The organism is Methylocella tundrae (genome assembly GCF_038024855.1).
Lineage (GTDB): Bacteria > Pseudomonadota > Alphaproteobacteria > Rhizobiales > Beijerinckiaceae > Methylocapsa > Methylocapsa tundrae.
In genome coordinates this window covers 3,227,551-3,246,635 of record NZ_CP139089.1, presented here as the reverse complement: position 1 = coordinate 3,246,635, position 19,085 = coordinate 3,227,551, and the positions used below count along the sequence as shown (strand labels likewise).

Below are 19,085 nucleotides of genomic sequence, written 5' to 3'. Positions count from 1 at the left end.
TGCTGCGAAGCTTATCTTGCTTCGGCAGTGCTTTTCCGCGTGTTTTTTCCGGCAGCGTGTCACCACCTCAGCGGGACGATGCATGACCGCACGACCCACTCCGTCTTCGAATAGAGCAACGACCCCGACCGTTAGCTCATGAAGCCGGAAAACTACGTGACCTGTATATATTGGGCTGCGACCCGACACAATAGTCCTCGCGCAACGCGCAAGCCCGCCAAATCGGCCGGAAAGAAGGCGCGAGCAAAGCTTGGGCCATGCGCGTAGGCCTTTGATTCAAAAACAACATCCAGAAAGCGCGAGTGATTCTTGTAGCGTCTTACGGATAAGCTCGCGTCCAAAAGCGGCCATAAAAAAGCGGGAACTTTTCTTGCAGCAAAAGACAAATTTTGCCGCAATATAATTGCTGCATTGCAAGAAATTCAATCCTTCGCGATCGCACAACATTTTTGCCGCGCGCATCGCGGCCGCGGCCGTTGATTTTCAGACCGGGAATGCCGCCGCGGCGACTCAGAAGCAGCGAACTTCCGCTTCAGCCTGTGCGCGGCGCAATTCGTCCGAGGTCGCTTTGGCCTGTGGGCTGTTGCGGAACATCGTGCCGATCTGGCCAAGCGCCTGATCCATGCTCACGACTGTCTCCGCCGCCACAAAGCGATCGTAAGGCAGGAGAGAAGCGATGACGTCGATCGAGCAGGAGCAGCGCTTCAAGACATCGCGCGTCTCGCCGTTGGTTTTCATGCAGACGTAAACATAATCGGCGCGCGCCTCTGTTGGATAATCATTGACTTCAGCGGCGAAGGCGGGCGCCCCCGCGAGAGCGGCGCCGATGACGCACATATTTATAAGGGCGATTTTCAACATTGCGGTTTCATGGCTCGAGTTGACGATGCGGCGGCGCATGCGGTGGAACAATTCGCCAGATCCTGACCCCGCCGCCAGCGGTCGTGGGCGAAGATTGCGACGAAGGCGCCGAAGAGGACCACTCCCATCAGCGCTCCAACCGGCGCCTGCGCCTCGCGACAGCTACAAAGAAACAGATGAAGGTTCGCCGCCGGCGCGGAGCCGCCGCAGGATAGCTTGAGGCCAGAGCGATGGCCAGCGCGAAACGCGCCCGGCATCCGCAGCCGAAGAGCGGGCGCGGCTGGCGCCCCTCGTGGGTCCCGGCGCTGCTATTGAGGGCGCGTCGCCGCGAAGGCGGGAACGTCGGCGGTAAAATCCGCGAGCCATGCCGCAAGCTGGGGGTAGGCCGAGCGCCAGCGCCCCTCGAAACGCAAATCAAGATAGCCGAGGACGCAGGCGAGCCCGATATGCGCGACATCACGCTTGCCGGACGGCGGCGCGCCTGCAAACGCGGCGAGTCCGCGCGCTGCTTTATCGGCCTGCCACGCCAGCCATTTTTCGTCTTGTTTCGCAGGTTCGCGCCGGCGCTTCTCATAGACCTGAAGCACGCTGGCGTCGAGGACGCCATCGGCGAGAGCCGCCAGCGTGAGCGCATGGAATCTTGCTTTGGATTCGGCGGGAATGAGCGCGTCGCCGCCGGCAAGATGATCGAAATATTCGACGATGACGCGGCTGTCGAAATAGGTAGCTCCGCCGGGCAAGGTGAGAACTGGAATTTTGCCGAGCGGATTATGGTCAAAAAGCCCGCTGTCCGGGTCGTTGGCGTCCGTCGTAACGACACGGATCTTCTCGCTCAGCCCCGCGATGGCGGCGGCGAGGCGCACTTTCCGCCCGAAGGGCGACGGCGCCGACGTTCGCAAAATCATCATCTCGACATTCCCAATCAAAGCGCGAGCGCCGGGCCGCCCAATACGCGCCCGACCAAAGCCAAAGCACAATGCGTTCAGGTGCAACCGCATACAGCTTTAGTCTTTGCTTTAGTGCATGATGTGGGTCCGAAAAATCTGCAACTTTTCGGCATCATGCCCACGTCTTTGTTCCGACGCATGATGTGAGTCCGAAAAGTCTGCAACTTTTCGGCATCATGCTCCGAAGCCGCGCGGGACCGATAATCAACGTTGAGCCGCGCGCGACGCTCAATCAACCGGACAGGCGTAGATCGCCTTGATTCGCGAGGTCACGCGCAAGCTCGGATAGCCGTCGGCGACATTATTCATAAAGAATGTGCCGCTTTCGCCGGGCTCGACAATGCCGCCCGCGGTCAGGGTAACGTCTTGCAGGGAAAGACTCTGAGTCCCGATTTCAACGCGGCGGATGATTTTGCCGGGCAAAACATTGTTCACGTCCCATGTGAACGCATTGGCGAAAGCAACGACCGAGGGGCTGGCCGAGCGAATCTTTTTGAGGTCCGCGTCATCCACGGGCTGCGGCGCGCAGCCCTTGATCTTGTCGCCAAGGCCCGCCTCAATCAGCCGCGCCTCGGCCCGCTCCGCGCACACGTCGCGGCAGTCCGACATCAGATCGCGGATGCCTTGGTCGTCGATGTCGGGCGCGGTCATCTTTTCCTTCAAACAGACATGAAAACAGGTTTCAGCGGCTCTTCCAGAGCTCATCGCCGCCATGAACCCGGCGGCTCCAGCGATGAAAACCAGCGTCGATCTCAGCATCGAGCGCATCCTTCCCTTTTGCGTTTTTCATTTCGGCCTGCCCGATCGTTCACAAAGGCCGCGAAACACATAACGAGCGCCAGAGCCGCTTAGTTTCGGCGCAGCCATTCGACCAAATAATCCGCCCGGGGAGCCTCAAGGCTCCGCGCAAGGCGTTGGCTGAGGCCCGGCAGGATGCGCCTTGCCTCCGCCTCCAGCGTAAAAGGAGGATTGGCGATGATCAGCCCGCAGCGCGTCAAGGCGCCTTGCGGGCGCACATCATCGATCTGAAGCTCGATTCGAAGGACCGATTTGACGCCGCTGCCGGCGAAGCCCTCGGCAAGCGCTCTGGCGAAGGCCCCTACCGCCGCTCGATCCTTGACCGGATGCCACAGCATGAAAACGCCGGACGTCCATTTGCGCGCCGCCGCGGGCAGCGCCCGCGCCAGGCGGTCGAACTCGGCGGCGTCCTCGAAAGGCGGATCGATCAGAACGAGGCCGCGCCGCTCGATCGGGGGCACAAAAGCCATGAGGCCGGCGTAGCCGTCGATCTCCATCGCCTTTGCGCGCCGATCGCGCCGCAGATTGGCCCTGAGCCGCTGGAAGGCGTCCGGATGAAGCTCGCAGGCGAGGATTTTATCCTGTGGCCGAAGCAGCGCCGAGGCGATCAGAGGTGAGCCGGGATAGAGCGGCGAATCGGCGCCGATGAGCGGCTTCACAATGTCGAGATAAGGCTCAACAAGCGCCTGCGCTTCGGGCTCGAGCGGGCTTGCGGCGAGGCGCAGCACGCCGGTTCGCCATTCGGCGGTCTTTTCCGCCTGCGGCCCTGCGAGATCATAAAGGCCGCTGCCGGCGTGCGTCTCGATGTAGCGCAGCGGCGCCGGCTTTTGCGCGAGGTAATGCAGGATTCGCGTCAGAAAAATATGCTTGAACACATCGGCGAAATTGCCGGCGTGAAAGTCATGCGCGTAATTCAAAGGTCAAAGCGCCGGCGGAACGGCGATCTGCCCGATTGGACAGTGACGGCGGCTGACCTCGGGACATGCGTGAAAGTCGCGCAGATCCTTCGAAAGACAGACCCTGACTTCCTGCAGCACGCCGCGTGAGCACGCGACTCCGATCATTCCGGGCCGCAAACGCCCATTGGCGGCGAGAAACGCGCGCTCGATATCGATTGCCGTCCAGGTCTGATCCCCTTTGGCGTTCTGAAAGGGAGGCGGAATGGCGATAGCCTCGCGCGCGCGGCGCACATCGTTGAAGTAATCCGTCGGGCTTTTGCCGGCGCAGACGCCATGCTTGCGCCATTCATGGCGCGCCAGCCCTTCGCTCGGATAAAGGCCGGCCGCGCTCTGGAGAGCTATCCGGGACGGGCTTGCCGCGCCAAACGGGCAATCTTGCGGATAGCCGTGCTCATATTGCGGCCAGAGCCCATGTACGACAAAGCCGAGGTTGGCGCCAGGAGCGCACTGGCCCTGCGCCCGAGCCCCGGCAGGCGTACGGCAAAATCCCGGCGACCAGGACAGCGCCAGGACATAAAAATCGAAGTCGGCGGAGGCGCCGCGCCCCATCGGCGCCGGTCGCAGCGAACCGGAAGGCGCGCTCGGAGCGGCGTTGTCCGGAGCGGGAGCGGCTTTGTCGGCGCAATTGTCGAGGATACAGTCATCCGCGGAAGCGGCGAACCCGGCGCGCGAAAATGGCCCGGCGGCAAGGACCAGACAGGCCAGAACGATCGTCGCGATGGCGCGGCGCCAGCTTGCCGCGCGCGCCAAAGCAGCGCCGAGCCTATGGCGAAGCATCGCCGGGTCTTTCGTCAGGGCTGCGCCATCTTGCAATTGGGCGCATCGGAGTCGTTGCGATCGAGGCCGACGACGCACCATTCGATGCCGAACTGGTCGCCAATGCCGCCGAGATCCTTCGAAATCGAGTAGGACACCGAGCGCACGCTGGCGTCGCTCATGATGACGTGGGCCTGACAATAGCGCCGCGGAATATAGTCGAGACCATTGGAGCGGAAGCCGATTTCCCTGATTTCCTCGAAGGCCGCTATCTCGAGGCCGGTGCGCCAGAATTCGCTTTCGCGTTCGTGAAAGCGCGCCTGCACCTCGGTCAGCGGCGCCGGGTCGCCGCAGCCCGGCATATTGGCGGTGTCGAAGGGCTCATAGCGACGCTCGGACGGAACGATGGGCCGCGCGCCCGCAGAGGGGATGGAGACCGGGCCCATGGCGATCACCGCCGCCGCGGCAGCCACACTGAACATCTTATGCGCCATCATACCCGCTCCGCCCTGTCGCCGCTTTCGAGCGCCACAATCAATGCGACCCAAATTCGCGGGAACGATGCGTCGCAAAGTCCAAGCCGTCAAGAGCCCCGCCGGGAGCATAAGGGATCACAAACAGGCGATTCCGACGCCCGCGCTCCCCGGGCGTCGGCGCTTATATCTGAAACCGGAGGCTCAGAGCCGCTTCAGGCCTTCCTCATAAGTAATGGCTTCAAATGTCTGATCGTATTTGGCCGCGCCATCGGCGATGACGTCAAGCTTTTCCGCCGTGTCGAACTTTTTCATTTTTGTCTTGTCGAGATAAAGGACGTCGATCAGCTCATTATAGACCGACGTATCGTCAATAGGAAAAACATATAACGACACGCCTTCAATGCTTATTTGATAGCGTGACGCGCGGTCGAGATCGCCGACATAAATAAAATACTTGCCGTCCGCCTTGGCGCTCGGGCCGAGGATTTCGGCAAGAGCGGGGAGTTGCTTGTAGCTCGTGAGCGAACCGGCAAGAAACGACAGGGCCGCGTCGCCTTCTTCAGTCGCGGCGAAAGCCGCCTCCAATGTGACCGGAGGATCGAGCGAGAGGGCTATTTCGCCGCGAAAGCCGAAGCGGCCCGCGCGATGCGTCGGCGCTTTAAGGGCGGGCTTCAAAAGACGGCCTTCGGCCTCGAGGCGCTGAAAGGCGGTGACGTCGATGGAGGTCATTTTCAATGTCCGTTTTCCCGCTCATTCTTGAAAGATTCAACAATATAACGGCCGGTTTTATGCGTAAGTCTTGCGGGCGTTGGCGCTTCGATTGATTTCGAGCGCCCTGTTCGAAGCGCGCGGGCCGCGCGGTGATCCAATCAGGGCGATTGGCGGAAAGCGGACTGTCCGAAAGCTGCGAAGGACGCCGCCGGATCAGGGCATGAGCATCCGGGTGGCGGCCTCATCCTTTTGTTCTATCGTGCATTTTTGAAAGAACCGACGCCCGCGCCGTTATCAATGCGCCGGCTCAGTGTCGGCTTTCGGACGAGACGTCTGCATTCTGAAGTCTCGCAACGCATTTATCGCGCCAACCCATGCTCAGAACATGCGCGCCGCGAAGACGGCGGCCAAAAACAGATAAGGCGGAGACCGGTTCGCGATACGAACCCATCTCCGCCCTATCTGTCGTTCACGCTCGGACCCGCCGCGGCGGAGGCCTTATCCGCGGTTATAAATATCCTCGATGCGGACGATGTCGTCCTCGCCGAGATAGGAGCCGGTCTGCACCTCGATCAGTTCGAGATCGATGCGGCCGGGATTGGCCATGCGGTGGATGCAGCCGATCGGCAGATAGATCGATTCATTCTCATGCACGAGAACGACTTCATTGTCGCGCGTCACCTCGGCCGTGCCTTTGACGACGATCCAGTGCTCGGCCCTATGGAAATGCTTTTGCAGCGACAGGCGCTGGCCGGGCTTGACGACGATGCGCTTGACTTGATAGCGCGCACCATTGTCGACCGATTGATAATAGCCCCAGGGCCGATACGCTCGCTTATGGCTCAGCGCCTCCGGCCGGTTCTCAAGTTTAAGCCGGTCGACCAGCTGCTTGACCTGATCGCCACAGGCTTTGTTCAGGACCAGCACGGCGTCCTGCGTCGTGACGACGATGACATTATCGACGCCGACGACGGTGGTCAGGTAATCATCCGAGCGCACATGCACATTGGAGGCGTTCATGATGACGCCGTGTCCGCGCGTCGAATTGCCGTTTTCATCGCGGTCCGACAATTCCCAGACGGCGCTCCAATTGCCGATGTCCGACCAGCCAATGTCCGCCGGGACGACGGCCGCCTTGTCGGTGCGCTCCATGACGGCGTAGTCGATCGAGATTTTTGGCGCCTGGCTGAAGGCGTCCTTGTCGAGCACCAGGAAGTTCAGATCGTGTTTTGCCTTGGCGACGGCCTCGGCGGCGGCTTCCGCGATGGCTGGTTCATACTTACGCAGCTCCGCCTGCATGACGTCGGCGCGGAAGAAGAAATTGCCGGAGTTCCAGAGGTAATTGTCGTGGACATATTGCTCGGCCGTCGCAGCGTCGGGCTTTTCGACGAAGCCGGCGACCTTCAGCACCGCGCCATCGCGGGCGACGGGCTTGCCGGTCTTGATGTAGCCATATCCTGTCGCGGCCGACGTCGGCTTGACGCCGAGCGTCACAATATAGCCAAGCGCCGCCGCTTCCGCCGCCTGCTTGCAGAGATCGACGAAACCTTGCTTGTTCTGCACGACATGATCGGCGGCGAGCACCGCGACGATCGTCTCGGGATCGGACAGCGCCGCGAGTTCAGCCGCGACAGCGACGGCGGGGCCGGAATCGCGCCGGACCGGCTCGAGAATGATGCGCGCCTCCCGGTTGATCTCAGCCAACTGCTCGGCGACGAGGAACCTGTAATCATGATTGGAAATGACGATCGGCGTTTCGAACACGCTCTCGTCGAGGATTTCGGTCGCCATCTGGAATGTCGAACGCGCGCCGATGAGGGAAATGAATTGCTTCGGCAGGCTTTCACGCGACTCTGGCCAGACCCGCGTGCCCGAGCCGCCGCACATAATGACCGGAAGAATTTTCGCCATTCTTAACTTCCCCGCAGGCAAATCGATTGATTTTCAACCCTGAGCGACTTTCGGGCGCTATAGCATGAGCGTTTCCGTTTAGCGATCACGCCGCAGCGTAATTGTTTCCTCCCAGATGCCGGCTTCTCCTCGGGTCTCGCGCTCAAAAGCAAGCTCGACCTGAATTGGCGCTTGCCAAAATCTATATATGCTGGCGTTCAAAAAGTCGCCTGTTTCCGGCAGCGCGGCCAGCCGCCGCGAGAATGCCGCGCGCCTCCCGCAAGGATTGAGGGGGCGCCGGCGCTGGCCTTTGTCAAAGAGCCGATTTAAGAGACTGAGGCATGGAAAAGCCCGATTTCCGCATGGAGCGGAAACTCCTGAAGCGTGATGTCTGGCCTGTCGCGGGCGTTGACGAGGCGGGGCGCGGGCCATTGGCCGGCCCGGTCGCGGCGGCGGCGGTGATCCTTGATCCGCACAATCTTCCGCGCGGCCTCAATGATTCGAAGCTTCTGACGGCGGAGGAGCGGGAAAGCCTCTATGAAGCGATCATGGCGCGCGCGCTCGCGGTCGCGGTCGGCTTTTCCAGCGCCGCGGAGATCGACGCGGTCAATATCCGTCAGGCGACGTTCCGCGCCATGCGCCGGGCTCTGGCGGCTCTCGCAAGCCCACCGCGCTATGTGCTGATCGACGGCAACGACCTCGCGCCGGGGCTTTGCTGCGAGGCCGAGACGATCGTCAAGGGCGACGGAGCCATTCTCTCCATCGCCGCCGCCTCCATCGTCGCCAAGGTCACGCGCGACCGGCTGATGCGCCGGCTCTGCGCCGTCCACCCCGTCTACGGCTTCAGCCGGCACGCCGGCTACGCGACGCCCGCCCATCTCGCGGCGATCGAGGCGCATGGCCCCTGCCCGTTTCACCGCATGAGTTTCAGCCCGTTCCGCGCGGCTCCGGAGCCGCGCGCGGATTAGAAATTGAAGTCGATCTGAATCACGCCGACATCCGCGCCATGCCCGCCAGCCAGAGTAATGGCCGGGCCGGCGAGCTCATGCAGATATTCGCCAAAAAGGGTAATATTCGGAGCGAGTCTCCATTGGGCGGTCGCGACGAGATTCGTGCCGATATAGGCCGCGGTGTCCGTCGGCGTCATGGTCTTTGGAAGCGGCGTAGCTCTCGAAACATAAACGGCGTCATATCTTGAGGCGCGCCACAATATCTCCGGCCCGAATCTGAAGGCAAAAGTTGGCGTCGGACTGACGATGAACGCCGGATAGACCTCGATCAGGTTTTCGAGCGTCTCGAGACCCGCGTAATTGAGCATCGTCGGGCGGGGAAATGGGGCGCTGAACGTGCCGATGGTCTTGCTGTTGGGGCCGCCCCCGCCGCTGAAATAGCTGGTTTGCAGTTGCAGGCCAGGGTTCCAGGGCAGGCTTTCAAAAGAATAGAGCACGCGCGTCGAGGCGCCGAAGGCCGAGATCGCTTTATTGTTGAACGTCCCGAACTGATAAGCGAAATCGCCGTCATAGAGCAGCGGTCCGAATGCGCCCCAGACCCGGCCGCCAACAGTGTGGCGATCTTCATTGCCGGTCAGCCCGACATATTGGGCGCCGATGTTTCGCCGATAAAAATAATACTCGTCCAGATGAAGTTGATTCGGAAGCAAGACCTGGCTGGCGTAGGCCGCGCCGAACACGCCCGAATGGGTGTCCCAGTCCGAGAAGGCGTCGAGCACCGATGTGACGGGCCTCGCGACGGCAAGATCGAGTGTAGCCTCGTTGGGAAATCGAGCCCGCAAGCGGACGCCGTCCTGGGTGGTGCGGACATTGGAGCTGTCGTTGATCCAGACAAAGCGCCCTGACCCAAGGAATATCTCCTGCCGGCCGAGGCGCGCCGTGACGTCGGCGGGGCCGACCGGCTCCTTCAGCTCGATGAAGCCCTGCTGGATGCGCCCTCGGTCCTGGTCCGTCGTACTGGGGCTGATCCTATTGAAGGCGTCATAACGGGCAAGCTGAAAAAAAACGGCCAGATGCCGATCGAAATGGAGATAGATGTCCCCGACGATCCTTTCGAGATCATAAGTATTTTGAAGCGGCGCGCGAAGACCGTGCCCCGCATTGTTCCATGACCAGAACTGCTGGCGGAACTCGCCGCCAAGGGAGAGATAGGCTTCAGAACCGATTCCAATCGGAATGTAGTGCAAGGCGTCGAGTTGGCCGGTCCTGTTGGCGGGATCGGCGAGATAGCTGAAATCAATATCGTAGAATTCGAGCGGATAAGCGCCCTTTCCGAGCGCGAAATATTGCGCGTGCGCCGCAGGCGCAAACAAAGCGCCGGCCAAGAATAGCAGCGGAAAGACGGCCGTTCGCGCGAAAGCGGATGCGAATGTTTTTCTCCGCGACGCGCGGGCCTTCTGTCCGAACGCGCAGTCCTGGCGCGGCTGCGGGCTAAGCCATCGCGGCCAGAAGGGCGAAAACGCAATCGTTGAGCGTCGGGGAAGAGTGAGGGAGGGCAACACGCGCGCTTTCTTATTTTAGTCTATAGATTTAATAGACTTTATCGCGCGCCAATGATTGGGCAAGCTTTTTTATCGCGCTGCGAAAGGGACTTTTCGATTGGCCGCGGCGGCCCAAACCTATCGCCTTCAGCGTCCGAAAACGGGACAGACCACGCTGACGCTGCGTAACGCGCCCTTCACTGACAGAAGGGTAAAAAAACTACGTCAGTAGCGTAGCGGTTTTTAATCATGCGTCCAGCATCCGCCGGAGCGGCAGCGCTCGCAGACGGCGCCCCATCTCAGATCAAGGTTCTGCGTGCTGAGAGTCAGGCGCCGCGCTCGCGAGCGCGCTTTCCGGCGGTTGTCGGCGAGCCGCTTCCCCTCAATCAGATCCTCATAGGCGACTGCATCGAGGAGCTGGCGCGGCTGCCCGCCGCCTCCGTCGATCTCGTCTTCGCCGATCCGCCCTATAATCTTCAGCTCGAATCAACCCTGTCACGGCCCGACCAGAGCATCGTCGACGCGGTCGACGATGATTGGGATAAATTCGCCAGCTTTTCCCATTATGACGCCTTCACCAGGTCCTGGCTCGAGGCCGTGCGGCGCGTCATGAAACCGGATGCGACGATCTTCGTCATCGGCTCCTATCACAATATTTTCCGCGTGGGGTCGCTGCTGCAGGATCAGGGCTACTGGATCTTGAACGACATCGTTTGGCGCAAAACCAATCCGATGCCGAATTTCCGCGGCCGGCGCTTCACCAACGCCCATGAGACGCTGATCTGGGCGGCCAAGGGCGCGGGCGCGAAAAATTATCGTTTTAATTACGAGCTGCTGAAAGCCGGCAATGAGGATTGCCAGCTGCGCTCCGACTGGCTGTTTCCGATCTGCACCGGCCATGAGCGGCTGAAGGACGAGTCGGGCCACAAGACCCATCCGACGCAAAAGCCGGAAGCCTTGCTCGCCCGCATTCTGCTCGCCGCCACCAACGCCGGAGACGTCGTGCTCGACCCTTTCTTCGGCTCGGGCACAACCGGCGCGGCGGCGAAAAGGCTCGGGCGTCATTTCGTCGGCATCGAGCGCGAGGAAATCTACGCCGCCGCCGCGCGCAAGCGCATCGCGGCCGTCGAGCCCTTGCCGCATGAGGCGATCGCCGCGACGCCGAGCAAACGTTCCGAGCCTCGTGTTGCTTTCTCCGCGATCGTCGAGGCGGGCCTGATCGCGCCAGGCGCCGAGTTGACGGACGAGAAGCAGCGCCATCGCGCAACCGTGCGCGCCGATGGAACCATCGCGATCGGCGCCGTCGTCGGGTCGATCCACAAGATCGGCGCCCTCACCCAGGGGCTGCCCGCCTGCAACGGCTGGACCTTCTGGCATTATGTGTCGCAAAGCGGAAAACGGGAGCCGATTGATTTGCTGCGCACTGTTGCGCGGAAAAATCTGCGCGAGGCTGAAGCGTGAGCTTGCCATTTTAGCGAGGACCGCTTCGGCGCGATCGGGCCGAAGCGGCCGTGTGTTGAAACCCTCGTTCAGCCTTGCGTCTTCTTCAGCGTGTAGCGCACGGTTTGAAGGCGAATGAGGCCGTCGCGAAACACAAAGGTGTCGACGCCGTCGTCGGCGTAGGTCGCCTCGGAGCGCGCTTTCCATTCCAGAAAGAGCGCGTCGCCCTCGAAGAGGACGGTCGGCACCTCCCAGTCCGCCTTCGGCAGATCGGCGAGCAGTTTGATGAATGTTTCCCGTACCCCCGCCTTGCCCTTCTTGACTCCATCAGGCGAAAGGATCACGGCGTCCTCGCTATAGTCGGAGACGACGCCCTCGAGATCCCCGGCGATGAGCGTCTCTGCATGATGTTGGAAAATCTCTTGCGGCGTGCGCGTTGCCATTTTGAACCACTCCTTGCGGCGACTCGTCTTTTTTGCGCAAATCGGCGCGCTTCCGCAAGGTCCGACGGCGTCCAAGCGCCTGGTTCTCATGGGATTCATGCGTTCGCCGCACCGCTTGCGCGGCAAGAACCATGGACGGGCGGCGATCGCGCCTGGCTCCGCCGCCAGAGCCGGCCATGGCAGAAACCAATTCCTCAGTCCTCCTTTTTGACCTATAAGGAATTCAGAAGCGCCAGTTGGGTTCGCGCGCCCAAGCGCCACTTAAACATTGCGCTGTTTGGTCTTTGCGATCCTGGCGGGGGAGGACTCTTATGCGCGGCTTGCCCGGCGTCGTCGCCATTGCCCTTGCAACCCTGCTTCCATCCCTCGCCCAAGCTCAAACCCCTCCGGACGTCCTGATCGCGGGGCAGACAAGAGAGGCAATCGGCGCGGTTGGTTTTGGAGCGCGCTGCTATCTGAACAAAGGCTTTTCGACCTTTCAGAGAAATGGCTCCAGCCTCAAGGCCGTCATTTCATTTGCCGAGATCGTCGATCAATCGTCCTTTGATTTGGGCGGCCAGGCGACCATGACATTCGCCTCGCCGACGAGCGGCAATATTCATTTCAAGCAGACCCCTACCCTGCCCGCAAATGTCAAGGACCCGCCGTTCTCGAACTATTGCGAAACCTATAATGCGACGGCTAAGCAGCTTGTCGTGCAATTCTCGATCGCGTTTCCAGATTGCACGCTTCCGATTTATGCCGTCTACGATGGCGCCTGACATGCTGTTGTGCTGAGTCATTGCCCGGCGTGATTTCGCGGAGGCCAAGATGCGCATTCCTTGTTTCGCTGCAGCCGCCGTAGCAATTGGCGTCAGCGCCGGTTCGGCGTTGGCGGGCGGCAATCCCTTTTTGGGCGAGATTGACACTTTCCTTACAATTTCTGCCCTGTTAACTGGGCTCCGCTGAACGGGCAGCTGCTTCCGATCAACCAATGCCAGGCGCTCTTTTCCCTGCTCGGCACAACGTTTGGCGGCGACGGAAGAACGACTTTCGCCCTGCCGCTGGCTAAACCGGTTCTCACTCTGACGCAGGGCGCCGGCCTGATCCAGGGCATATCACTGACGGGCATTTACCCAAGCCGGAGTTAGCCGTTAGCATCGGATGCGTGGCCTCTCAATGGCCGCCGGCGTCATCAGTTCGCGAGGTCCGTCGGGCGTTCAGGCGAATTCAGGCCGGCGCCGAGGCGGGTTTCATTGACGATGCCAACGTCGCGCGCCGAATGGCCAGTCGAGACGACAGAGCGGCCAGTCTCTCTCATTTCATAAATTATCGACGCTTTGCTGAGCTTGTCGACATAAAGCTCCTTTGCTCCGACCACTGATATTACGGACGCAAAAGCGAGGGCGACAAGGCCGATTTTAGCGCTTTTCATTTTCATATCTCCTTGCACCTGAGATCTTCAATTCTCGAGATGACGAAGATACATAGGCTACCTGGCCTTCTGGATAACCAAGGGTGGCTGCATTTAAATGCGCCGCTGGCGACAACAATGAAAACACGAAAGGCTTGGCCGCGCGGGCCTTGGCCGGCGGGCTACCGTGTCCGGTCTTAACGGCCGGACACCTACCTCAAGACGATAGCTGCTACTCCGCCAGCAGGCGCGACAGGGCGGCGCCTTCCGCCGCCCCAAGGTCGCAGGCGCCCCAGGTGCTGCGCGGTTCGCGCGCGAGGCGCGTCGCTGCATAGGCCTCGGCGAAAACGCCGTTCGTTTCATGAAGCGCGGCGAGCGCGCCGAGCCGCGCCAGCCTTTCTGCGATCATCCGCGCGCGGCTTTCGGCCTCCGCGCTGGCGGCAAGCTGCTTGATTGCTGCGGCGGCCGTTTTGCCCGGAGCGCCGCACGCCGCCGCCAGAGCGTCGATCACGCCCGCCGTCGCCTCGCGGTCCTTTCGCATGGCGCGCAGAATGTCGAGCGCCATGACGGAGCCGGACCCCTCCCAGATGGCGTTGAGCGGCGCCTCGCGATAAAGACGCGCCATCGGAAAATCCTCGACATAACCATTGCCGCCAAGGCATTCGAGCGTCTCATAGATAAAGGACGGCGCTGATTTCGTGACGAGATATTTCGCCGCCGGCGTCATCAGCCGGGCGTAGGCCGCCTCCGCCGGATGCGCCGCCGCGCGCTCATAGGCGCCGGCGAGGCGAAAGGCGAGCACGACATTGGCTTCGCTCTCAAGAGCGAGATCGGCCAGCACGGCGCGCATCGCCGGCTGATCCATGAGCCGGCGCTGAAACACTGTCCGATGGCGCGCATGATGGCCCGCCTGAGCAAGGCCAAAGCGCATCTGGCCCGCGGCGGCGACGGTGCAGTCGAGCCGCGTCCATTGCACCATATTGATGATGGTCCGCACGCCCGCGCCTTCCTCGCCGACGCGCTCGGCATAGGCGCCGATGAATTCGACCTCAGCGGATGCGTTGGAGCGGTTGCCGAGCTTGTCCTTGAGGCGCTGGAGCCTCAGCCCGTTGACGGCGCCGTCCGGACGAAAGCGCGGCGCGAGGAAACAGGTGAGGCCGCCCGGCGCCTGCGCCAGCACGAGAAAGGCGTCGGACATCGGCGCCGACATGAACCATTTATGGCCGGAAATCTCATAATGTCCGTTACAGGCTTTGGCCCCGGTAATCGTCGCGCGCACATCCGTGCCGGACTGGCGCTCCGTCATGCCCATGCCGATCGTCGCGGCCTTTTTCTCGAACCACGGCTTCATCGCGCCGTCGTAGTCGCGCGACAGAATATGCGGCAGCCATGCCGACAGGAGCGATGACGAGGCGCTGAGCGCCGCTGCCGCCGCATTGGTCATGGTCAGGGGGCAGATATGCCCGGCTTCGATCTGCGTCGCCATATAAAGCCGCGCGGCGCGTTCGGTGACGCGCGTGGCGCCCGCCTCGGAGGCCGAACCATGCAGCCCCGCCGCCATGCTTTTTTGCATCAATGCATGATAGGCCGGATGAAACTCGATCCTGTCGGCGCGCCCGCCATCCGGTTCGACAATGCGAAGGCGCGGCGGATTCTCATTGGCGAGGCGGCCGAGTTCGATCGTCCCGGCCGAGCCGAAATCCTTGCCGAAGGCTGCGAGCCCCGAGCAATCGGGGTCGACGCCAGCGCGCAAAACCGCCTCGCGAAGCGCGACGTCGGCGCCAAAGAGATCAATATCCTCGAAGCGCGGCGACTGATTGAAGGAGGCCGCTTCAAACCCGCCTGCGACGCGAGACATGGCAAAACTCCCGGCGCCCAATGCTGGGGCATGATCATTTGAATGATCTTGTCGATCATGCCCTATTCGAAGGCGACGACGAGCCCGAGTTTCTCGAAATCGGCTTCAATAGCCTGCATGATGATCTGCAATTCCTCAACGCCGATTTCGACGCCCTGATGCGGCGGATCCCAGGTCATGATCTGGTCCATGTCGATGACGAAATCGATCGCCTCCTCGGAATCCGGCGGTTGCGCCGCCGGCAGGATCGTCAAAACCTTGTCGGTCCACAATATGCGGATCGCGCCTTCCGTCAGGGTGATCCGCGGCCCCCCGCGTCGCGTGGCCATGCTCAACTCATCCCGTTCATGTTGTATTGACGCATGATCTCATCCATGAGCCCGAAACTTTAGACTTCCGTCGCGCCGCGCGCGGCCTCGACGACTTTGCGCATGAGGCTCGGCAGAGCCTCCCCGTCGAGCCTTTCCGCGGGCGTCCAGCGGCAACCCTCGGGCGCCGCGCTTGCCATCTCAACTTCGCCCACATAAACGGAAAGCTGCAAGGCAAAATGCGTGAATACATGCTCGACGCAGCCGTCGAGCTTGCGGTAGCGGGCCTTGATCGGCGCCAGATCCAGCGCAGATCCTTCGATGAAATCACCGCTCCAGGGCGTTCCCGGAATTTCCGTCATCCCTCCGAGCAGGCCCTTCGGCGCACGCGTGCGCACCAGAACCGCGCCATCCGCGCGCGTGACATAGAATGCCGCGCCGCGCCGCCGCGGACGGACGGTTTTGGGCGTTCTGACCGGAAAGCGCGCCGGATCGCCAAGGGCTTTGCCCCCGCAAGCCAGCGAGAGCGGGCAGATCGCGCAAGCGGGCTGCTTTGGCGTGCAGATCGTCGCGCCAAGATCCATCATCGCCTGCGCGTAATCGCCGGCGCGATGGTCCGGCGTGATCGCGGCGGCCCTTTCCCGGATGAGCGGCTTTGCCGCCGGCGTCGGCGTCTCGATGGCGAAGAGCCGCGCGACGACGCGCTCGACATTGCCATCGACCACCACGGCGCGCCGCCCGAAGGCGATCGCCGCGATCGCCGCCGCCGTATAGGGCCCAAGTCCCGGCAGCGCGCGCAGCGCCGCCTCATCGTCCGGGAAGCGCCCGCCAAACCGCTGGACGATCGCAAGCGCACAGGCGTGAAGGTTGCGCGCCCGCGAATAATAGCCAAGACCGGCCCATTGCCGCATCACCTCGTCAACGGGTGCCGCCGCCAGCGCCGCGACATCCGGCCAGCGCTTGAGAAAAGCCGCGAAATAGGGCTTCACCGCTGTGACCGTCGTCTGCTGCAGCATGATCTCGGAGAGCCAGACCGCGTAAGGATCGCTCGGCTCGCCGGGGGCGGCGCGCCAGGGCAGCGCACGGCGATGCCGATCATACCAGACGAGCACCGCGCTGGCGTGGGAAGTATTAGACGAAACGTCATACATGCGCCTCGTTTAGCCGCTCTCCTTCCCCGCGAAAAGCCATGACATCATTGCGGGGGAGCAAAGTGATGAATGAGCCGTCGCCTTTGAAGGTAAGCCCCGTTCCCGTGGGACGGCAAGGCGCGACGCCCTATCTCAGCGTGCGCGCCGCCAGCACCGCCATAGATTTTTACAAGCGCGCCTTCGGGGCCGTCGAAAGGGTTCGCATTGAACATGAAGGCTGCGTCGGCCACGCCGAACTGGAAATCGGCGACGCCCGCATCATGCTGTCCGACGAATTTCCCGATTACGAGGCGCTGTCGCCGCAGACCATCGGCGGCACGCCGGTGCTGATCCATCTCTATGTCGCGGATGTCGATGGCTTTACCCGGCGCGCCGAGGATGAGGGGCTGAAAGTGCTGCGCCCGGTGGCCAACCAGTTCTACGGTGACCGGGGCGGCAAATTCGAGGACCCGTTCGGGCATCGCTGGTGGATCGCAAGCCACATCGAGGATGTTTCAATCGATGAAATCCGCCGGCGCGCCGAAGCGCTGCACGGCGGGGCGCCCGAGAAAACCGGCTGAGCCGCGGCCGTTGCGACAGGATCATGCGCTGGAAAAGGAAGATCGCTTTCGTGTTCGACGCCCATTCGGGCTACCTCGCCCGGCCGGCGCAATATTTTGCCGCTGAGCCGTAAAAGCGCTAGAAAAAGCCATGCGAGCGTTCCGTCCCAAAGATCCCTGGTCAAGACCGCTCGCCGACCTTGTCGGACCGATCATCGATCCGACGTTGGCGCGGCGAGGATTCGGGCAATCCGACGTTATTTTGTTTTGGGACGAGATCGTCGGCGAGCGCCTCGCCGCGATGTCGCAGCCGATCAAGCTGCAATGGCCGCCGCGCCCGCGCGGGACGGCGGGCGGATCTTCTCCGGCCTCGCTCATCGTGCGCGTCGAAACGGGCTTTGCGCTGGAGCTGCAACATCGCGCCGGCGCCGTCATCGAGCGCGTCAACGCGCATCTTGGCTGGCGTTGCGTCGACCGGCTGCTGCTGAAGCAAGGTCCGCTCGAAAGGCGCGCGCCTGCGCGACCGCCTCGCACGCCCCCCGCTCTCGCGATCGTGAAGGCCGCTGAAGCGGCTGTCGGAAATATCCCCGACGAAGCGCTCCGCAAGGCCTTGACGCGGCTCGGGGCCTGTGTGCTAACCCGCTCGTCGCTGAGCGGCCGCGATTAGTGGGGTTCCTACGCCTTGATGCCGTTTTTCAGCTACGCCATGATCGTTTTGCCTGCGCCTTCAATCAGACGCACCGCTATCAATCAGAAGCGCCCGCAAACCAAAAAGTCGCCGCTTACGTGAAAAGAACGCGATAAAACAAACCATTAGAGATAATTCTCGCCCTCCGGATGGATCGAAACCCATGCAGACGCTAACCAAAAGCCCGGCCGTTCAGAGCCGCCGCGTCCTTTTCCGGATCGCCGCCGCCCTCCTCCTTGGACTTGCAGGGGGCTCCCCGGCATTCGCCCAAGGCTCCAGCGTGCCGGTCGATCAACTCATGGCTGGCGAGGCCTTGCCGGATCTGGCGCTCGGCAAGAGCGACGCGCCCGTCACGATCGTCGAATACGCCTCGATGACCTGCTCCCATTGCGCGGCGTTTTACGCCGAGACATTTCCAACCTTGAAAAGCAAATATATCGACACCGGCAAGGTGCGCTTCATCCTGCGCGAGTTTCCGCTGGACCCGCTCGCCACGGCAGGCTTCATGCTCGCCCGCTGCGCCGGCGACGACAAGCGCAACGCCATCGTCGATTTGCTGTTCTTGCAACAGAAGAACTGGGCGTTTACCGACAAGCCTGTGGAATCCCTCGCCAACCTCGTGAAACAGACGGGCATGGGCCAGGAAGCCTTCGAGACCTGTCTCAAAAACCAGGATCTTTACGATAAGATCAATAAGATACGCGATCACGCCTCGGAGAAGTTCGGAGTGAGCGCGACGCCGACGTTCTTCTTCAACGGCCAGAAGCAGACAGGCGAAATATCGCCCGAAAAGCTCGACCAGATTTTGGAGCCTTTGCTGAAAAGCTGAGGCTGCGGGCAGCCCATAAGCATTTTCAGGCGGTCGGGAAGCCGGTCCGCGTCAGGAAAGGGCGCTCGTCGGCAGGACGGCGCCCTTCCCGGCCCGCGGTACCTCAGAACATATCGAGGGCGACGCGGGCCTCGTCGGACATGCGGCTCTGATCCCAGGGCGGATCGAAAACGACGTCGACTTTCGCGCTGAGCGTTCCATTGACGGAGCCGACCGCGGTCTCGACCATGCGCGCCAGTTCACCCGCCACGGGACAGCCCGGCGCCGTCAGGGTCATTTCAACCTTGACCGCGCGTTCGGCCTCGAGCTCGACCTTATAGATCAGCCCCAGTTCGTAGATGTCGCAAGGTATCTCAGGATCGAATACGGTCTTGAAGGCCGCGATCGCGTCGTCGATGAAGCGAGCCCGTTCGGGTTGCGGAATGGAGCCGTCGAATATCCACTGCGGCTCGTTCGGCATGACGTCCGCAGTTTCGGCGGCTTGCAATTCGGCCATGGATCGGCTCCTCATCCTTCCGCGTGGACCGGTTCAAGGCCGGCGACGCTC

22 protein-coding genes are annotated in these 19,085 nt (G+C 61.9%); 7 read left to right on the top strand and 15 right to left on the bottom strand.

All coding sequences use genetic code 11. The features are described from left to right. Positions 1–510 precede the first annotated feature (510 nt). The 8 genes from SIN04_RS17230 to SIN04_RS17195 all read right to left on the bottom strand — a co-directional run bounded on the left by SIN04_RS17230 (position 511) and on the right by SIN04_RS17195 (position 7,419). A complete protein-coding gene (locus SIN04_RS17230) occupies positions 511–861 on the bottom strand; it encodes a hypothetical protein (RefSeq protein ID WP_197731994.1) in 351 nt (116 codons plus the stop codon). Between the two features lie 308 nt (positions 862–1,169). After that, complete coding sequence (locus SIN04_RS17225) at positions 1,170–1,769, bottom strand: glutathione S-transferase family protein (RefSeq protein ID WP_134491186.1); 600 nt, start codon at positions 1,767–1,769, stop codon at positions 1,170–1,172. A gap of 267 nt (positions 1,770–2,036) precedes the next feature. After that, a complete protein-coding gene (locus SIN04_RS17220; RefSeq protein ID WP_134491184.1) occupies positions 2,037–2,567 on the bottom strand; it encodes a hypothetical protein in 531 nt (176 codons plus the stop codon). A gap of 89 nt (positions 2,568–2,656) precedes the next feature. Further along, positions 2,657–3,523 carry a 23S rRNA (adenine(2030)-N(6))-methyltransferase RlmJ gene (locus SIN04_RS17215; protein WP_134491182.1) on the bottom strand — a complete coding sequence of 289 codons (867 nt, stop codon included), beginning with the start codon at positions 3,521–3,523 and terminating at the stop codon, positions 2,657–2,659. Between the two features lie 3 nt (positions 3,524–3,526). Further along, positions 3,527–4,342, bottom strand: coding sequence for a ribonuclease T2 family protein (locus SIN04_RS17210; protein ID WP_244605864.1), 816 nt, complete (start codon positions 4,340–4,342; stop codon positions 3,527–3,529). 14 nt (positions 4,343–4,356) lie between these two features. Next, positions 4,357–4,803, bottom strand: coding sequence for a hypothetical protein (locus tag SIN04_RS17205; RefSeq protein ID WP_244605863.1), 447 nt, complete (start codon positions 4,801–4,803; stop codon positions 4,357–4,359). Between the two features lie 195 nt (positions 4,804–4,998). Then, a complete protein-coding gene (locus tag SIN04_RS17200) occupies positions 4,999–5,526 on the bottom strand; it encodes a hypothetical protein (RefSeq protein WP_134491179.1) in 528 nt (175 codons plus the stop codon). 480 nt (positions 5,527–6,006) lie between these two features. Further along, a complete protein-coding gene (locus SIN04_RS17195) occupies positions 6,007–7,419 on the bottom strand; it encodes a mannose-1-phosphate guanylyltransferase/mannose-6-phosphate isomerase (protein WP_134491177.1) in 1,413 nt (470 codons plus the stop codon). A 320-nt stretch (positions 7,420–7,739) separates the two neighbouring features. Here SIN04_RS17195 and SIN04_RS17190 point away from each other — a divergent pair, with 320 nt between their 5' ends. After that, positions 7,740–8,366, top strand: a complete 627-nt coding sequence (locus SIN04_RS17190; RefSeq protein ID WP_134491175.1) for a ribonuclease HII — start codon at positions 7,740–7,742, stop codon at positions 8,364–8,366. Here SIN04_RS17190 and SIN04_RS17185 read toward each other — a convergent pair. Beyond that, complete coding sequence (locus tag SIN04_RS17185; protein WP_166795971.1) at positions 8,363–9,733, bottom strand: alginate export family protein; 1,371 nt, start codon at positions 9,731–9,733, stop codon at positions 8,363–8,365. The two genes, SIN04_RS17190 and SIN04_RS17185, sit on opposite strands and share 4 nt — an antisense overlap. Positions 9,734–10,138: 405 nt before the next feature. Here SIN04_RS17185 and SIN04_RS17180 point away from each other — a divergent pair, with 405 nt between their 5' ends. Beyond that, positions 10,139–11,350 (top strand): site-specific DNA-methyltransferase, encoded by a 1,212-nt coding sequence (locus tag SIN04_RS17180; protein WP_134491171.1) that lies wholly within the window; start codon positions 10,139–10,141, stop codon positions 11,348–11,350. 68 nt (positions 11,351–11,418) lie between these two features. Here the strand turns inward: SIN04_RS17180 and SIN04_RS17175 are convergent, their stop codons facing one another. Then, positions 11,419–11,772, bottom strand: a complete 354-nt coding sequence (locus SIN04_RS17175) for a nuclear transport factor 2 family protein (protein ID WP_134491169.1) — start codon at positions 11,770–11,772, stop codon at positions 11,419–11,421. 311 nt (positions 11,773–12,083) lie between these two features. Here SIN04_RS17175 and SIN04_RS17170 point away from each other — a divergent pair, with 311 nt between their 5' ends. Continuing rightward, the gene (locus SIN04_RS17170; RefSeq protein ID WP_134491167.1) at positions 12,084–12,533 is read left to right on the top strand and encodes a hypothetical protein; all 450 of its coding nucleotides are present in this window, start codon (positions 12,084–12,086) and stop codon (positions 12,531–12,533) included. Positions 12,534–12,716: 183 nt separating this feature from the next. Then, positions 12,717–12,902: a tail fiber protein gene (locus SIN04_RS20295; RefSeq protein ID WP_423136031.1), complete on the top strand. Its 186-nt coding sequence runs from the start codon at positions 12,717–12,719 to the stop codon at positions 12,900–12,902. 44 nt (positions 12,903–12,946) lie between these two features. Here the strand turns inward: SIN04_RS20295 and SIN04_RS17160 are convergent, their stop codons facing one another. The 4 genes from SIN04_RS17160 to mutY form a co-directional block, all read right to left on the bottom strand. Then, positions 12,947–13,186 (bottom strand): hypothetical protein, encoded by a 240-nt coding sequence (locus SIN04_RS17160; RefSeq protein ID WP_134491165.1) that lies wholly within the window; start codon positions 13,184–13,186, stop codon positions 12,947–12,949. 211 nt (positions 13,187–13,397) lie between these two features. Then, positions 13,398–15,023, bottom strand: coding sequence for an acyl-CoA dehydrogenase family protein (locus tag SIN04_RS17155; RefSeq protein ID WP_341264096.1), 1,626 nt, complete (start codon positions 15,021–15,023; stop codon positions 13,398–13,400). A 62-nt stretch (positions 15,024–15,085) separates the two neighbouring features. Next, the gene (locus SIN04_RS17150; RefSeq protein WP_134491161.1) at positions 15,086–15,352 is read right to left on the bottom strand and encodes an Imm74 family immunity protein; all 267 of its coding nucleotides are present in this window, start codon (positions 15,350–15,352) and stop codon (positions 15,086–15,088) included. Between the two features lie 59 nt (positions 15,353–15,411). Then, positions 15,412–16,482 carry an A/G-specific adenine glycosylase gene (gene mutY, locus SIN04_RS17145; protein WP_134491159.1) on the bottom strand — a complete coding sequence of 357 codons (1,071 nt, stop codon included), beginning with the start codon at positions 16,480–16,482 and terminating at the stop codon, positions 15,412–15,414. 65 nt (positions 16,483–16,547) lie between these two features. On the opposite strand from mutY, the gene SIN04_RS17140 reads away from it, so the two are divergent. The 3 genes from SIN04_RS17140 to SIN04_RS17130 all read left to right on the top strand — a co-directional run bounded on the left by SIN04_RS17140 (position 16,548) and on the right by SIN04_RS17130 (position 18,538). Continuing rightward, positions 16,548–17,042, top strand: coding sequence for a VOC family protein (locus SIN04_RS17140; protein ID WP_134491157.1), 495 nt, complete (start codon positions 16,548–16,550; stop codon positions 17,040–17,042). A 130-nt stretch (positions 17,043–17,172) separates the two neighbouring features. Further along, a complete protein-coding gene (locus SIN04_RS17135) occupies positions 17,173–17,688 on the top strand; it encodes a DUF721 domain-containing protein (protein ID WP_134491155.1) in 516 nt (171 codons plus the stop codon). A 184-nt stretch (positions 17,689–17,872) separates the two neighbouring features. Continuing rightward, the gene (locus SIN04_RS17130; RefSeq protein WP_134491153.1) at positions 17,873–18,538 is read left to right on the top strand and encodes a DsbA family protein; all 666 of its coding nucleotides are present in this window, start codon (positions 17,873–17,875) and stop codon (positions 18,536–18,538) included. 103 nt (positions 18,539–18,641) lie between these two features. Here the strand turns inward: SIN04_RS17130 and SIN04_RS17125 are convergent, their stop codons facing one another. Next, positions 18,642–19,034 carry an iron-sulfur cluster assembly protein gene (locus tag SIN04_RS17125; protein ID WP_134491151.1) on the bottom strand — a complete coding sequence of 131 codons (393 nt, stop codon included), beginning with the start codon at positions 19,032–19,034 and terminating at the stop codon, positions 18,642–18,644. Positions 19,035–19,085: the final 51 nt, after the last annotated feature.

Coding starts and splice junctions, on each gene's coding strand:
- SIN04_RS17230 (WP_197731994.1), bottom strand. CDS start 861: ATGTTGAAAATCGCCCTTATAAATATGTGCGTCATCGGCGCCGCTCTC.
- SIN04_RS17225 (WP_134491186.1), bottom strand. CDS start 1,769: ATGATGATTTTGCGAACGTCGGCGCCGTCGCCCTTCGGGCGGAAAGTG.
- SIN04_RS17220 (WP_134491184.1), bottom strand. CDS start 2,567: ATGCTGAGATCGACGCTGGTTTTCATCGCTGGAGCCGCCGGGTTCATG.
- SIN04_RS17210 (WP_244605864.1), bottom strand. CDS start 4,342: ATGCTTCGCCATAGGCTCGGCGCTGCTTTGGCGCGCGCGGCAAGCTGG.
- SIN04_RS17205 (WP_244605863.1), bottom strand. CDS start 4,803: ATGTTCAGTGTGGCTGCCGCGGCGGCGGTGATCGCCATGGGCCCGGTC.
- SIN04_RS17200 (WP_134491179.1), bottom strand. CDS start 5,526: ATGACCTCCATCGACGTCACCGCCTTTCAGCGCCTCGAGGCCGAAGGC.
- SIN04_RS17195 (WP_134491177.1), bottom strand. CDS start 7,419: ATGGCGAAAATTCTTCCGGTCATTATGTGCGGCGGCTCGGGCACGCGG.
- SIN04_RS17190 (WP_134491175.1), top strand. CDS start 7,740: ATGGAAAAGCCCGATTTCCGCATGGAGCGGAAACTCCTGAAGCGTGAT.
- SIN04_RS17180 (WP_134491171.1), top strand. CDS start 10,139: ATGCGTCCAGCATCCGCCGGAGCGGCAGCGCTCGCAGACGGCGCCCCA.
- SIN04_RS17175 (WP_134491169.1), bottom strand. CDS start 11,772: ATGGCAACGCGCACGCCGCAAGAGATTTTCCAACATCATGCAGAGACG.
- SIN04_RS17170 (WP_134491167.1), top strand. CDS start 12,084: ATGCGCGGCTTGCCCGGCGTCGTCGCCATTGCCCTTGCAACCCTGCTT.
- SIN04_RS17160 (WP_134491165.1), bottom strand. CDS start 13,186: ATGAAAAGCGCTAAAATCGGCCTTGTCGCCCTCGCTTTTGCGTCCGTA.
- SIN04_RS17155 (WP_341264096.1), bottom strand. CDS start 15,023: ATGTCTCGCGTCGCAGGCGGGTTTGAAGCGGCCTCCTTCAATCAGTCG.
- SIN04_RS17150 (WP_134491161.1), bottom strand. CDS start 15,352: ATGGCCACGCGACGCGGGGGGCCGCGGATCACCCTGACGGAAGGCGCG.
- mutY (WP_134491159.1), bottom strand. CDS start 16,482: ATGTATGACGTTTCGTCTAATACTTCCCACGCCAGCGCGGTGCTCGTC.
- SIN04_RS17140 (WP_134491157.1), top strand. CDS start 16,548: ATGAATGAGCCGTCGCCTTTGAAGGTAAGCCCCGTTCCCGTGGGACGG.
- SIN04_RS17135 (WP_134491155.1), top strand. CDS start 17,173: ATGCGAGCGTTCCGTCCCAAAGATCCCTGGTCAAGACCGCTCGCCGAC.
- SIN04_RS17130 (WP_134491153.1), top strand. CDS start 17,873: ATGCAGACGCTAACCAAAAGCCCGGCCGTTCAGAGCCGCCGCGTCCTT.
- SIN04_RS17125 (WP_134491151.1), bottom strand. CDS start 19,034: ATGGCCGAATTGCAAGCCGCCGAAACTGCGGACGTCATGCCGAACGAG.